This is a genomic window from Mesorhizobium sp. P2_F5, assembly GCF_056403715.1.
Genome location: NZ_JBFUEY010000012.1, coordinates 1 through 14,286 on the forward strand (window position 1 = coordinate 1; position 14,286 = coordinate 14,286).

Sequence of the window (14,286 nt, forward strand, 5' to 3'; positions counted from 1 at the left end):
GTCTCGGGCCGGCCGGTTCTCTCCCCAAGAGCAATTCCAGGAAAAGTGTGAAGCGGTTTTCCCGGGAAAAGCGCGGAGCGCTTTCCCTAGGGAATTGCGTAAAGCAATGTGGTCGGTTCCGGCCGCCATCAAGCAACGAAAGCACCACAATGTGGGAAGCCCTGATGATGCTGCGGCTGATCGCAGCGTATGGCCCAGTCGGTGGCCGAGTCGGTTCGCCCGGCCATGGCGCGCGAAGCGTGCAGCCGACGCTGCCGGCGGACACGCTCAAGGGTGAGATTCGGCTGAGCTTCGCTGCCTGGCGCCTTTCGCTGCCGCTTTCGACGCAGTCGAGCGCCGCCCTTCGTGACAAGAAAATTGCGTAAAGTCCGCCCATTGCTGATCACAGGCAAAGCGCTTGGCGCAATGCCGCTTAGTGGCCTATTGATGTGCTGGGCATCGCGGCCAAGACTTCATTCTCCTTGTCGAATACGCCCTGGTCACCGAGAAGGAGCGCAAGATGAGCCGCTTCGAGGCATTGCTCGACGCCCCGCGCAAGCGGGCGCAGCCGACTGCCATGACCTTCCGATTGCCATGACCTTCGACTGCAACTCCAGCGAAAGATGATCGACGCTATGCCCCTCCCATCCAGCCAGTCCTATCTGCCGTCGCGCCGATCCGCATCCTGGGCCGCGATGCTGGGCGCCGCGCTCTTTCTCGCATCCTGCTCGCAAGAAGAGGGCAAAGCCCCGGCAGGCATGGGCGCTGCCGGCCGGCCCGAGGTCGGTGTCGTCACGTTGCATCCGCAGTCGGTTGCCATCACCGCCGAACTGTCGGGACGCACAAGCGCTTCGCTGACAGCCGATGTCCGCCCGCAGGTGAATGGCATCATCCAGGCCCGGCTTTTCCAGGAAGGCAGCGAGGTCGTGGTCGGCCAGCCGCTCTATCTCATCAACCCCGCCAGCTACCAGGCAGCCCTGGATAGCGCGAAAGCTGCGCAGCAGAAGGCCGAAGCGGCGGTGCCTACCGCTCAGTCCAAGTTCGACCGCTACGCCGGCCTGCTGGCGCAAAAGGTCGTCTCGCAGCAGGATTACGACGACGCTGCCGCGACGCTGGCACAGGCGCAGGCGGATGTAGCGTCGGCCAAGGCGAGTGTGGAAACCGCGCGCATCAATCTCGACTACACCAAGATCACCGCGCCGATCGCCGGCCGCATCGACAAGTCGTCGCTGACGCCAGGCGCCCTGGTCACCGCCAACCAGGACACTGTGCTCACCACCATTCGCGCGCTCGATCCGATCAATGTCGATGTCACGCAATCAAGCACCAACCTGCTCAATTTGCGCCAGGCCATCAATGAAGGCCGGCTGAAGTTCAGCGGTCCCAACGTCTCGGTCAAGCTCAAGCTCGACAACGGCACTGTCTATACGCAGACCGGCAAGATGGAATTCGCCGGCGCCAATGTCGACCAGTCCACCGGCACCTTCGCGCTGAGAGCGCAGTTCCCCAACCCGGATCGCCTGTTGCTGCCCGGCATGTATGTGCGCGCGCTCATCGAAGAAGGCGTCGCCCAGAACAGTTTCCTGGTGCCGCAGCGTGCCGTCAGCCGCAACACCAAGGGTGAAGCGACGGCCATGGTCATCAACGCTGCCGGCAAGGTCGAGCAGCGTGTGCTCGCCGTGCGCAACACCGTCGGCAACAGCTGGCTTGTGGATTCCGGTGTCGGCGACGGCGACCGCGTCATCGTCGAGGGCGTGCAGCTGGTGCGCCCGGGCGGCGATGCGACCGGCGTCGAGGTGACGATCGACGAGGCAACCGGCGAGGTCAAGGACCGCGCGCAGACCTCCTCGGCCGTGCCCGCCGCCTCCGAAGTGGCGGCCAACGCCCCGAAGACCGGGAACTGAGCCGATGTCCGCATTCTTCATCAACCGGCCGATCTTCGCCTGGGTGATCGCCATCGTGATCATGCTGGGCGGGCTGCTCGCGCTCACCACCCTGCCGATCTCGCAATACCCGCAGATTGCGCCGACGACGGTCAACATCAGCGCCACCTATCCCGGCGCTGATGCCCAGACGGTCGAAAACTCGGTGACCAAGGTCATCGAGCAAGGCATGACCGGCATCGACAATCTCGACTACATGACGGCGACGTCGACCTCGACCGGTGCGGCCTCGATCACACTGACCTTCACCACCGCGGCCGATCCCGATACCGCGCAGGTGCAGACGCAGAACAAGCTGCAGCTGGTGCAGTCGCAGCTACCGCAAGTGGTGCAGAGCAACGGCATCACCGTCTCCAAATCCTCGACCGGCTTCCTGATGGTCATCGGCTTCGTCTCCAGCGAGGGCAAGATGAACTCGACCGACCTTGCCGACTATATCGACTCCACCATCAATGACACGCTGAAGCGCGTCGAAGGCGTCGGCTCGACGCAGCTTTTCGGGTCCGGCTATGCCATGCGCATCTGGCTCGACCCCGACCAGCTCGCTAAATATGCCCTGATGCCGAGCGACGTGGCCGCCGCAATCGAGGCGCAGAACACGCAGGTGTCGGCCGGCCAGCTCGGCGGCCTGCCGCAACGCAAGGGCCAACAGCTCAATGCCACGGTGACCGCCAAGAGCCGGCTGCAGACCGCCGAACAGTTTCGCAACATCATCTTGAAGAGCCAGACCGACGGCTCGCTGGTCCGCCTCAACGATGTCGCTACCGTCGCGCTCGGCGCCGAAAGCTATACGACGCAGGCCAATTACAACGGCAAGCCGGCAGCCGGCGTCGCCATCAACCTGGCGACCGGCGCCAACGCCATCAGCACGGCGGAAGCGGTGCGTTCGACGATCAACCGGCTGAGTTCGACCTTCCCGCAAGGGGTCGAGGTCGTCTACCCCTACGACACCTCGCCCTTCGTGCGGCTGTCGATCGAGGAGGTTGTCAAGACGCTGCTCGAGGCGATCGTGCTGGTGTTCCTGGTGATGTTCGTCTTCCTGCAGAATCTGCGCGCCACCATCATCCCGACCATCGCCGTGCCGGTGGTGCTGCTCGGCACGTTCGGCGTGCTGTCCTTCTTCGGCTATTCGATCAACACGCTGACCATGTTCGCCATGGTGCTGGCCATCGGCCTGCTCGTCGACGACGCCATCGTCGTGGTCGAAAATGTCGAACGCGTCATGCAGGAGGAAGACCTGTCGCCGAAGGAGGCGACGCGCAAATCGATGAACGAGATCACCGGCGCGCTGGTCGGCATCGCCACCGTGCTGTCGGCGGTGTTCGTGCCGATGGCCTTCTTCGGCGGCTCGACCGGCATCATCTACCGGCAATTCTCGGTGACCATCGTTTCGGCGATGGTGCTGTCGGTGCTGGTCGCACTGGTGCTGACGCCGGCGCTGTGCGCCACCATCCTGCGCCGGCCCAAGGACCACGCGACGCAGACCGGTCCGTTCGGCTGGTTCAACCGCGTCTTCGACCGCGGCACGACGGCCTATCGCGACGGCTCGCACGGCATCATCAACCGGTCCTGGCGTTTCCTCACCGTCTTCCTCGCCATCGTCATCGCCATGGGCTGGATGTTTGCCCGGCTGCCGAGCTCCTTCCTGCCGGAAGAGGACCAGGGCATCCTGATCACCAGCGTATCGCTGCCGGTCGGTGCGACGCAGGACCGGACCGAGCGCGTGCTGAAGCAAGTCACCGACCACTATCTCAACGACGAAAAGGACGCTGTCGCAGGGGTGTTTACCGCCTCCGGCTTCGGCTTCGGCGGCGCCGGACAGAATGTCGGCATCGCGTTCGTGCCGCTGAAGGAGTTCAGCCAGCGCTCATCGCCGGCCTTGGCGGCGCAAGCGGTCGCCGGCCGCGCCATGGGCGCCTTCCGCAAGATCAGGGATGCGCAGGTCTTTGCGCTTGCTCCGCCCGCCATCCAGGGTTTTGGCAACACCAACGGCTTCGACTTCTACCTGCAGGACGTCAACGGCGCCGGCCATGATGCACTGATCCAGACCCGCAACCAGCTGCTGGGACTTGCCGCGCAGAGCAAGTTGCTCACCGCCACAAGGCCCAACGGCCAGGAGGACCAGCCGCAATTCTCGGTCGACATCGACCAGGAGAAAGCCAGCGCACTTGGCGTCAACCTCGCCGACATCAACAACACGTTGTCGGCCGCCTGGGGCAGCGATTACGTCAACGATTTCATCGATCGCGGGCGGGTCAAGCCGGTCTATTTGCAGTCGGACCCGAACTTCCGCATGCAGCCGGAAGACCTGGACAAATGGCAGGTCCGCAACTCCGCCGGCACCATGGTGCCGTTCTCCTCCTTCGCCTCCAGCCACTGGACATTCGGTTCGCCGCGGCTCGAACGCTACAATGGCTCGGCCGCGGTCGAGATCCAGGGCGCCGCGGCACCGGGCATCAGCTCCGGCGCCGCGATGGACGAGATCGACAGGCTGGTGGCGCAACTGCCGCCCGGCTATTCCCATGAATGGACCGGGCTGTCGCACCAGGAAAGGCTTTCCGGCAACCAGGCGCTGTCGCTCTACGCTATCTCGGCGCTGGTCGTGTTCCTGTGCCTGGCAGCACTCTATGAGAGTTGGTCGATCCCGTTCGCGGTCATGCTGTCGGTGCCGATCGGCATCTTTGGCGCACTGCTCGCGGCAAGCCTGTTCGGCCAGACCAACGACGTCTATTTCAAGGTCGGCTTGCTGACCACGATCGGCCTCGCCGCCAAGAACGCCATCCTCATCGTCGAGTTCGCCATCGAGCGGCAGACGGCCGGCATGGGTCTGGTCGAGGCGACGCTGGAAGCGGCGCGACAACGATTGCGGCCGATCCTGATGACGTCGCTGGCCTTCATCCTCGGCGTCACGCCGCTGGCGATCGCCAACGGTGCCGGCTCGGGCGCGCAGAACTCCGTCGGCATCGGCGTCATGGGCGGCATGATCGCTGCGACGGTGATCGGCGTATTCCTGGTGCCGCTGCTGTTCGTCACGGTGCGGCGTATCTTCAAGGGCGGGGCGGCTAAACAGGGCGAAGCGCCAGCAGCAGCCAACCAGCAATAAGGGTTCTTCCATGACAGGTTTTGAACGTGGCTCGCGGGCCGCGAGGCGGACGCTTGCGCCTATACTTACCGCCGCCGTGCTCTCCGGCTGCGTTGTCGGGCCGGACTATCAGAAGCCGTTTCTGGCGATGCCGGCGGCATGGAGCGACCAGAAGTCGTCCAAACCGGCCAGTCCGCCGCAACTGTCGCAATGGTGGCAACGCCTGCGCGATCCGCAGCTGGACAGCCTTGTTGACGAGGCAGTTGCCGGCAATCTCGATGTCGCCACCGCCAGGGCCAAGATCCGCCAGGCGCGCGCCAGTTACCGCCAGAGCGCCGGGACCTTGTTCCCGACGGCCGACGGCAGCGGCTCCGCCACCCGCAACAAGACCGCAGCGACCACGGAAGGCGGCGCCGCCAGCGATGCCTACAGCTATTACCAGGCCGGCTTCGACGCCAGCTGGGAACTCGATCTGTTCGGCGCCAACCGCAGAGGCGTCGAGGCTGCCCGCTATGGAGTGGACGCTTCCGAGCAGGAGCTGCGCTCGACGCTGCTGACCCTGGTCGGCGACGTCGCCTCCTACTATGCCCAGGCGCGCGGCTACCAGGCACGCATCCAGCTGGCACGGCGCACCGCCGCATCGCAACAGCAGACCGCCGCACTCACCCGCACCATGCTGCTGGCCGGTACGGCGACGGCGGCCGACGTCGCCAAGGCCCAGGGACAGGCAAGCGCCACGGAGGCCGATGTGCCGACGCTGGAGGCCAGCTACGCGGAAGCCGTGCATCGACTTTCGGTGCTCACCGGTCGCCCGCCGGCGGCGCTGAACGAGCGGCTGAAGCGCGGGGCGCCAATCCCGACGCCGCGCCTGCCGCTTCCATCAGGCATTCCGGCCGACATCCTGCTGACCCGGCCTGATGTGCGCATGGCCGAGCGGCAATATGCCCAGTATACCGCCAAGGTCGGCCAGGCCGAGGCGGCCCGCTATCCCGCGGTCAGCCTGACCGGCAATATCGAGACCTCCGCCTTCAAGCTCGGCGACCTCGGCAAGAATTCCACCATCGGCTGGTCGTTCGGGCCGACGCTCAGCGTGCCGCTCTTCAATGCCGGGCAGCTGAAGGCCGCGGCCGACGTCGCCAGGGCCGAGCGCGATCAGTATTTCATCGCCTACAAGGCGTCCGTGCTGACGGCGCTCGAAGACGTCGAAAATGCCATCGTTGCGCTGCGCCAGGAGCGCATCCGCAACGGCAAGCTTGCGGCCTCGGTGAAATCCTATGGCGAGGCCGCAAATCTCGAGCGCACGCTGTTCAAGGCAGGCGAAGCCAGCCTTCTCGATGTGCTGGATGCGGAGCGTTCGCTCTATTCGGCCGAGGACGATCTCTTGCAAAGCCGCATCGCCATTGCCACCGACTATGTCGCCCTCAACAAGGCGCTCGGTGGTGGCTGGGACGGCACGATCGACAGCGCAAAACCCGAGATCGTCGACGTGAAGACGGGGCCAAGGCTGGCGTCGGCGGCCGCCACGCAGTGACGCGCATTTCGGCGAGGTGCTTCTACTTGAAGCTAAAGGCGGGTGCGCGTCTGGCGCTGCCCCGGAGCGGCATCGTCCGCCTTGAAATGCATCTCGTCCTGGACGGCGGCAAAAAACCGGCGGACATCGTTGGCGGCCGAAGCCGCATCGCTGCCGGCCGCGATCGCCTTGTCGAGGAGTTCGCGCGCCGTAGCTTTCCAGAAGGAGGTGGCCGTGTCGCCATGCAGCCTGCCCAGCCTGGCGGCGACCTCGCGCACCAGCATGGTCTGCCGGTCTAGCGGAAAGGCGCGCACATTTGCTGAGGACATATTCTGCACCATGACACTGACGCAACGAATCAGACGCTGCTCTACGCCGTCATGACTAGCTGTGAAGTCGGAAACGGAACCTTAACGGCGCGGAGTCCGTGCCGATTAGAACGAGTCGGTTGGTCGGCCTCGAGGCCAAGCAGAACTCTAGATCCGCAGGCCCCTTGCCTCGCCGCCGCGCTTGGCCGTCACCATCATGTCCCTGGCTAGCAGGCCACTGACCCGGCAGAATGCCATGAAGGCACGACAGGCGTCCTCGGTCTTGACCACGTCCACCGTGGCCCCGAAACAGGCGTTGAACGCCGCCTCATAGACCTTGCCCTGTCGCTTCTTTGGCCAGTCATGCAGGACATCCAGCGCCTGTTCGACGCTGTAGATCTCCTCTACCGGCAGCCCGGGCGCGGGTGCGATACGCACCGGCACCTCGAATTGCAATCTGTCCATTTCCAAGTCTCCCGAACGGCGTCGACCACAGCAACGCCGTTCGTTCCGAAAAGTTGCTTCAACCGCTTGTTGCGCAAAAATGTGTCGTCACTGCGGTCGCCGCAAACAAGCCGGCTACGGCGTATCTGCCGAGTGATCCGTGCGACGTCGGCTTTGCGGCTCAACAGCCTAGCAAGGCCACTCAAACACCGAATATCGCCGGCGCCAGCCCCTCGCCGGCAGTTCGTCCTTGAACCTTGCGGCTTCCAGTGCCAAATCTGGAGAGATTTTCGAACGGGCTGATATGCATTGCCCGCTTACAGGCAAAACGGACACTATGGTCACCTATCTCGACGCCGCCACTGCACCCCTCAGGAACACCGGCCAGATCCGCCTCTATGGCGAGGAAGGCTTTGCCGGCATGCGCAAGGCCTGCGATCTCACCGCACGCTGCCTCGACGAGCTGGTGCCGATGGTCCAGCCGGGCGTCACCACCGAGACCATCGACCGTTTCGTCTTCGAATACGGCATGGACCATGGCGCGCTGCCGGCAACGCTCAACTATCGCGGCTACACCAAATCGTCCTGCACCTCGATCAATCATGTCGTCTGCCATGGCATTCCCGACAACAAGCCGTTGAAGGACGGTGACATCGTCAACATCGATGTCACCTACATCCTCGACGGCTGGCACGGCGATTCCTCGCGCATGTATCCGGTCGGCACCATCAAGCGCGCCGCCGAGCGCCTGCTCGAAGTCACCCATGAATGCCTGATGCGCGGCATCGCGGCGGTCCGGCCCGGCGCCCGTACCGGCGCCATCGGCGCTGCCATTCAGACCTTTGCCGAGGCCGAGCGCTGCTCGGTGGTGCGCGATTTCTGCGGCCACGGCGTCGGCCAGCTGTTTCATGACGCGCCCAACATCCTGCACTACGGCACTGCCTCGGAAGGCGTCGAGATGCGGCCGGGCATGATCTTTACCATCGAGCCGATGATCAATCTTGGCCGCCCGCATGTGAAAGTGCTGTCGGACGGCTGGACGGCGGTGACGCGCGACCGCTCGCTGTCGGCGCAGTACGAACACACGATCGGCGTCACCGAGACCGGCTGCGAGATTTTCACGCTGTCGCCAAACAAGCTCGACCGCCCCGGCCTGCCGGCCTGAACGGTCGATATTTATCGGGACCGATTGACGCCCCACTAACTCACACCAGTCGCCTCAGCCGACAACAGCCGGGTGAAGCAGGTCTTCGAGGCCGATGTTGCGGTAGATCTCCCGGCGCACCCGGTCGGCGACGCCGTTGACGACCTCGGCGCCGTCCTGCGACGGGTCGACATGGACGCGGAACGGCCGCTTGCCGAACGGCATGTCGACGACGCGAACGATCTCGCGCGCCACTTCCGACGGGTCGGCGTCGGCGGGCTCGAGGCCGGCCAGCCCCTTCAGCGCCCGATCGGCGATACCGGCATAGGGCCCGGCCTCATATTCGGCCGCCCGCGCCGTATCGGACGGCTTGCCGGAATGCGCGAAATGATTGGTGCCCTTGGTGAAGGCGCCGGGAACCATGATGGTGGTTTCAATCCCCCACAGAGCGAGCTCGGTGGAATAGGACACGGCCAGCGCGTCCATCGCCGCCTTGGCGGCGAAGTAAGGCGCCAGGAACGGCGGGGTACCGCCGCGTGTCGAGGACGAACCAACCCAGACCAGCAGGCCCTTGCCCTGGCCGCGCAGATGCGGAAGTGCGGCGCGATTGACCCGTTGAGACCCCAGAACGTTGACGTCGTACTGCTGGATGAACTGGTCGGGGGTAAAGGCCTCGGCGGGGCCGAACACCATGTGACCGGTATTGTGGACGATGACGTCCAGCCGGCCCGCATCGGCGATGATGTGGGCGATGCCGGCCTCGGCCGAGGCGTCCGACTGCACGTCAAGCTCCGCGGTGCGCAGATCGGCCTTGTGCTCAGTGGCCCAGGCGGCAACAGCCGCGACCTGTGGCGCATTGCGCCCGGTGGTCTCGCGCATGGTGGCGTAGACGGTGTGGCCGGCTTCGGCCAGCGACTTGGCGGTCATCAGGCCGAAGCCCGAGGAAGCGCCGGTGACGAGGATGACGAATTTGGACATGACGATGTTTCCTTGAATGAAGTTGATTGAAGCGGTTTAGGGTTGCTGGGCCGGCCGGATCAGATGATCCCGCCATTGGCCCTGAGGGTCTGGCCGTTGATCCAGGCGCCGTCCGGGCCGGCGAGGAAGGCGACCGCGTCGGCGATATCCTTAGGCTGGCCGAGACGTTCGAGTGGAGCCAATTTGGCCAGGCGATCGACAAGGTCCTGCGGCTTGCCGTCGAGGAACAGCTTGGTTGCCGTTGGCCCCGGGGCGATGGCGTTGACCGTGATGTTGCGGCCGCGCAATTCCTTGGCAAGCACGCTGGTCATCGCCTCCACCGCAGCCTTGGTGGCGGCATAGACGCCATAGGTCGGCTGCAGCAGGCCGACGACGCTGGACGAGAAATTCACGATCCGGCCGCCGTCGCGCAGACGCTTCGCCGCTTCACGCAATGTGTTGAAGGTGCCCTTGAGATTGACGGCGATGTGGCGGTCGAATAGCGCATCGTCACTGTCGGCGATGGTGGCGAGGTTCATGATGCCGGCATTGTTGATCAGCACGTCGACGCCGCCGAAAGCGGTTTCGACCGTGTCGAACATGCGGACCACCGCAGCTGCGTCCGAGATGTCGGCCTTGGCCGCCACCGCCCTGCCGCCGGCCGCTTCGATCCTGGCGACAACCGCCTCTGCGGCAGCCGCATTGCCGGCATAGTTCACCACCACGGTGAAGCCGTCCCTGGCGAGGCGCTCGGCAACGGCGGCGCCGATGCCRCSCGAGGCGCCGGTGACGATGGCGATTTTGCCGGCCTGGTTGCTGATGGTCTGGTTGGTCATGGTCTGTCTCCTTTTTGGATGCCGTTGATCGGCTGACAGCAAGATGCGCCTTCCCGCATTGCGGATAATCAGACATAATCCGACATCATTAATCGGGAATTCGAACAATGGATCGCTTCGACGCCATGCGCGTCTTCATCCGCATCGTCGAGCGGCGCAGCTTCACCAAGGCCGCCGACGATCTTGGTCTGCCCCGCTCATCCGTCACTGATGCAGTGAAGGGGCTGGAGGCGCGGCTGGGCGTGCGGCTGTTGCAGCGCACGACCCGTCAGGTCAGTCCGACACTGGACGGCGAAGCCTACTATCAGCGCTGCGTCAGCCTGGTTGCCGATCTGGAAGACGCGGAGGGCGCCTTTGTCGGCGCCAAGCCGTCGGGCCTAGTCCGCGTCGACATGCACGGAACCCAGGCGCGATATTTCCTGCTGCCGGGCCTGCCCCGCTTTCGGGAGCTGTATCCCGATATTCGGCTGCATATCAGCGAGATGCACCAGCCATTGGATATGATCCGCGAAGGGTTCGACTGCCTCCTACGTGCCGGCGAACTGGCCGACAGTCCGCTGATCAAGCGGCGCCTGGCGACGTTGGAAAGGGGCACCTTCGCCAGCCCTGACTATCTCAGCCGCTTCGGCACGCCGCAGACGCCCGATGATCTGGAGGGACACGAAATGGTCGGCCTGATGGCGCCGGACGCAGCCGAGATCATCCCACTCGTCTTCGTCGTGGACGGCAAGATCCGCCAGTTCACCTTGCCCGCCATGGTCACGGTGACCGGCCCGGAGACCAATGTCGCTTCCGCATGCTTGGGCCTCGGGCTGATCCAGGTCCCACGCTACCGGGTCGTCTCGGAACTGGCGAGCGGCGCGCTGGTCGAGGTGCTCGCCGGCTTTCCGCCCTCGCCCTTGCCGGTGCACGTCCTCTATTCGCCCACGCGGCAATTGTCGCCGCGCCTGCGCGTGTTCATCGACTGGATGGCTCAGCAGTTCCGCAATCGAACCGCGCCGGCGGAATGAAGCACCCCACGCCAGCTGCCTTATCCTCTGAGGCCTCGATACGGCAGACGCAGTTCGTTCACCGCCGGCCTTACGCCTGGCGCCGAAAAGAACTCGACCTCCGGCTGCCTGTCGCTCTAATCTTGCCGAAACCTCGGGGGGATGGATGGGGAAGAGTGGCGACGACGAGCGAGGCTTTTTCTCCGAGCGGTGGATTGAACCGCCGGCGAAGGACAAGGCGCCAAAAGACAAACCGACGGAGAAGCCGCACTATCACGGCCATCGCGACCGCTTGCGCGACCGCTTCGTCGCCGGCGGCCCTGACGCCTTGCCCGACTACGAACTCCTTGAACTGCTGCTGTTTCGCCTGATCCCGCGCGTCGACACCAAGCCGATCGCCAAGGCGCTTTTGGCGCGTTTCGGTACTTTTGGCGAAGTGCTTGGCGCGCCGGTGGCGCTGCTGCAGGAGGTGAAAGGCATCGGCCCCGCTGTGGCCGTCGATCTGAAAGTGATTGCCGCTGCCGCGCAGCGCATGGCGCGCGCGGAAGTCCGCGACCGCGAGGTGCTGTCCAACTGGACGCAGCTTCTTGCGTACTGCCGCTCGGCCATGGCGTTCGAGAACCGCGAACAGTTCCGTATTCTGTTCCTCGACAAGAAGAACGTGCTGATCGCCGACGAGGTGCAGCAGGTCGGGACCGTCGACCACACGCCGGTCTATCCGCGCGAAGTGATCAAGCGCGCGCTGGAACTGTCGGCCAGCGCCGTCATCCTGGTGCACAACCATCCCTCGGGCGACCCGACGCCGTCGCGCGCCGACATCGAAATGACCAGGCAGATCATCGACAGCGCCAAGCCGCTCGGCATCGCCGTCCATGACCACATCATCATCGGCAAGAAGGGCAATGCCTCGATGAAGGGCTTGTTGTTGATCTGAGCCGACGTCGGGCGGGAGGGCAAATGCGGAGGCCGCAGTAGTACTAGCCCCACGCATTCGAACGAGCCCTGAGGCGGCTGATTTCCATGCCGCCCCAGATCCGGCCAATCTCTTTAGCTGAGCGACCCGGCTGCTTGCGAGATGAGCCCGGCGATCTCGTGCGGGTGAGAGATCAACGACAGATGGCTTGCCTTCACTTCGATGGTCTTTGCGTTCATGCGCTTTGCCATGAAGCGCTCGAGATCGGGGTTGATCGTGCGATCCTCGGTCGAGACCGCATACCAGCTTGGCTTCGAGCGCCAGGCCGCTTGCGTTGTCTTGCCGGTGAAAAGCTTGTCCGAGATCGGCCCCTGGACGGCGTAGAGGATGCGCGCCTTCTCGCGAGGAATATCGCCAGCGAAATCGCGCAGGAAAGCCTCCTCGCCGAGCTTGCCATAGCCTGCGGACCAGACAAGGCCGGCGGAGGCGGGCGGCGCCGCAAAAGTCTTGGCGAGCGCCGTGTAGTCTTCGCCGGCATCCGGCGCGCGCGCCGCGACATAGACGAGCGAGGAAACCTTTGGATCCATTCCTGCCTCGGTGACGATCATCCCGGCAAAAGAGTGTCCGACAAGGACTGTCGGTCCATCCTGGAGAGCGATCGCACGCCGCGTTGCCTCGACACCAGCCTCCAGCGTGGTCAGCGGGTGCTGGACGACGGTTGCGTTGAGGCCTGCCTGTTGCAGCTGGCCAACCACCTCCGACCAGCACGACCCATCCGCATAGGCACCATGGACCAGAACGACATTGCGAACCTTGGGGGCCGTCTGCGCTCGCGCCGTGTGGGAGCCGGCCAACAGGCTCGTTGCCACCCCCGCGACGAGCGCGGTGGAGAAAGTACGCCGATTTATCATGATCGTGGATTCCTTGAGAGGTTGGCGGATCGCGCCCAGACTTCGGCTGGGACGCGCCGCAGAATGTTTCGCCCGGCGCCTTCATCCAGTCTTCGCAGCCTGCCGGGCCCTCGTTACGGCCGTCACCGCTTCGTGATCGCATGCCTCGGGCTCTCGCCGAGTTCGGGGCTTTTTGCTGGGCTGAACCCGAACACACGCGCTTCAGCTGGCATTCCTCTCGAGCACGCCGGCGAGCCTGCCTTCCAGAAGATCGCGCCGCTGCTGCAACTCGGCGGAGACGAATTTGGTGAAGGCGTGCACGCGCGCGGTGCGGCGCAAATCGTCATGCACCAGCACCCACAGCGCCGAGCCGATCTCCTCGATCAGCCCTCCGACCCGCACAAGCCCGGGCAGACTGTCGCCGAGATAACAGGGAAGTGCGGCAACCCCCATGCCGGCGCCGGCAGCGTGCGACATCGTCACCAGGGAATCGGCGCGCAAGGCAATCTCGGCATTCGGCAGTGACGACCGCATCCAGCGGGCGACGCCGGTGTTGGCCAAGCTGTCATCGGGCGCGATCCAGCGCAGCGAATCGAATTTCGGCTCCGCTGGCAGCGTCTCGGCATAGGAGCGCGCCGCATAGGCGGCGAAGGCGACGCCCGAAATGCGCCTGCCGACCAGGATTTCCTGCGGCTGCGACACCGGCCGGATCGCCACGTCGGCATCCCGATGCGTCAGATTGGCAATCGAATTCTGCGTCATCGCCTCGACCTGTATGCCGGGATGGAGCTTGTGAAACGCAGCCAGGATCGGAGGCAGCACCGACACCATCAGCGTGTCGGTGGTGGTAATCCGCAACGTGCCTTCGAACCTGAGATCCTGCCCCGACAGTTTGCGCGCCAGCTCATTGACCGTCTCGGCCATTGCGCGCGCGGCACCCAGCAGCTCCTCGCCGCCGGCGGTAAGCGCATAGCCCGTCGGCAGCCTGTCGAAAAGACGGATGCCAAGCCGCGCCTCGAACGCGTTGACGCGCCGCAGCACAGTGGTGTGGTTCACGCCCAGTATGCGCGCCGCGGCCGCCAGCGAAGCGCCCTCGGCGACGGCCAGCACCATGCGCAGATCTTCCCAGTCGATATGGTCGCGAGAGCTGTGCATTCTTGCAGAAAGATAAGGGAAATCTATGTCGCTGGCGAGCCAAATGCAGTGCTACCTGTGCATGAATGCAGAGCAAGTAGGCAAATCGGCAGATCGATCTGCACAGGCGCGCAGGCCATATACGCCCAACAGTCGC

The 14,286-nt window shown here is 64.5% G+C and carries 13 protein-coding genes; 7 read left to right on the forward strand and 6 right to left on the reverse strand.

The genetic code is table 11. The annotated features are described in order from the left end of the window. The 4 genes from AC1DYO_RS17775 to AC1DYO_RS17790 all read left to right on the forward strand — a co-directional run. Positions 1-365: hypothetical protein (locus AC1DYO_RS17775; RefSeq protein WP_477265392.1), on the forward strand; the 365-nt coding region annotated here is incomplete at its 5' end. A gap of 249 nt (positions 366-614) precedes the next feature. Beyond that, positions 615-1,883: an efflux RND transporter periplasmic adaptor subunit gene (locus AC1DYO_RS17780; RefSeq protein WP_477265394.1), complete on the forward strand. Its 1,269-nt coding sequence runs from the start codon at positions 615-617 to the stop codon at positions 1,881-1,883. A 4-nt stretch (positions 1,884-1,887) separates the two neighbouring features. Then, positions 1,888-5,025, forward strand: coding sequence for an efflux RND transporter permease subunit (locus tag AC1DYO_RS17785; RefSeq protein WP_477265396.1), 3,138 nt, complete (start codon positions 1,888-1,890; stop codon positions 5,023-5,025). A gap of 10 nt (positions 5,026-5,035) precedes the next feature. Next, complete coding sequence (locus tag AC1DYO_RS17790; RefSeq protein ID WP_477265398.1) at positions 5,036-6,535, forward strand: efflux transporter outer membrane subunit; 1,500 nt, start codon at positions 5,036-5,038, stop codon at positions 6,533-6,535. Positions 6,536-6,567: 32 nt separating this feature from the next. Here the strand turns inward: AC1DYO_RS17790 and AC1DYO_RS17795 are convergent, their stop codons facing one another. Together AC1DYO_RS17795 and AC1DYO_RS17800 are read right to left on the reverse strand one after the other, a co-directional pair. Further along, entirely contained in the window at positions 6,568-6,843 is a 276-nt protein-coding gene (locus AC1DYO_RS17795) for a DUF6074 family protein (RefSeq protein WP_477265400.1), read from the reverse strand. 147 nt (positions 6,844-6,990) lie between these two features. Beyond that, complete coding sequence (locus AC1DYO_RS17800; RefSeq protein ID WP_181061247.1) at positions 6,991-7,287, reverse strand: DUF982 domain-containing protein; 297 nt, start codon at positions 7,285-7,287, stop codon at positions 6,991-6,993. Between the two features lie 316 nt (positions 7,288-7,603). Here AC1DYO_RS17800 and map point away from each other — a divergent pair, with 316 nt between their 5' ends. Further along, positions 7,604-8,431, forward strand: coding sequence for a type I methionyl aminopeptidase (map, locus tag AC1DYO_RS17805; RefSeq protein ID WP_477265402.1), 828 nt, complete (start codon positions 7,604-7,606; stop codon positions 8,429-8,431). Between the two features lie 54 nt (positions 8,432-8,485). On the opposite strand, the gene AC1DYO_RS17810 is transcribed toward map, so the two are convergent. Together AC1DYO_RS17810 and AC1DYO_RS17815 are read right to left on the reverse strand one after the other, a co-directional pair. Continuing rightward, on the reverse strand, positions 8,486-9,388 hold the full coding sequence (locus AC1DYO_RS17810) for an SDR family oxidoreductase (protein WP_477265404.1): 903 nt from the start codon (positions 9,386-9,388) through the stop codon (positions 8,486-8,488). A gap of 59 nt (positions 9,389-9,447) precedes the next feature. After that, entirely contained in the window at positions 9,448-10,203 is a 756-nt protein-coding gene (locus AC1DYO_RS17815) for an SDR family oxidoreductase (protein WP_477265406.1), read from the reverse strand. Positions 10,204-10,310: 107 nt separating this feature from the next. On the opposite strand from AC1DYO_RS17815, the gene AC1DYO_RS17820 reads away from it, so the two are divergent. Beyond that, a complete protein-coding gene (locus AC1DYO_RS17820) occupies positions 10,311-11,213 on the forward strand; it encodes a LysR family transcriptional regulator (protein WP_477265408.1) in 903 nt (300 codons plus the stop codon). Between the two features lie 145 nt (positions 11,214-11,358). Then, entirely contained in the window at positions 11,359-12,126 is a 768-nt protein-coding gene (radC, locus tag AC1DYO_RS17825; protein ID WP_477265410.1) for a RadC family protein, read from the forward strand. A gap of 113 nt (positions 12,127-12,239) precedes the next feature. Here radC and AC1DYO_RS17830 read toward each other — a convergent pair whose 3' ends face one another. After that, positions 12,240-13,019: an alpha/beta hydrolase gene (locus AC1DYO_RS17830; RefSeq protein ID WP_477265659.1), complete on the reverse strand. Its 780-nt coding sequence runs from the start codon at positions 13,017-13,019 to the stop codon at positions 12,240-12,242. Between the two features lie 198 nt (positions 13,020-13,217). After that, entirely contained in the window at positions 13,218-14,150 is a 933-nt protein-coding gene (locus AC1DYO_RS17835; RefSeq protein ID WP_477265412.1) for a LysR family transcriptional regulator, read from the reverse strand. Between the last annotated feature and the right edge of the window lie 136 nt (positions 14,151-14,286).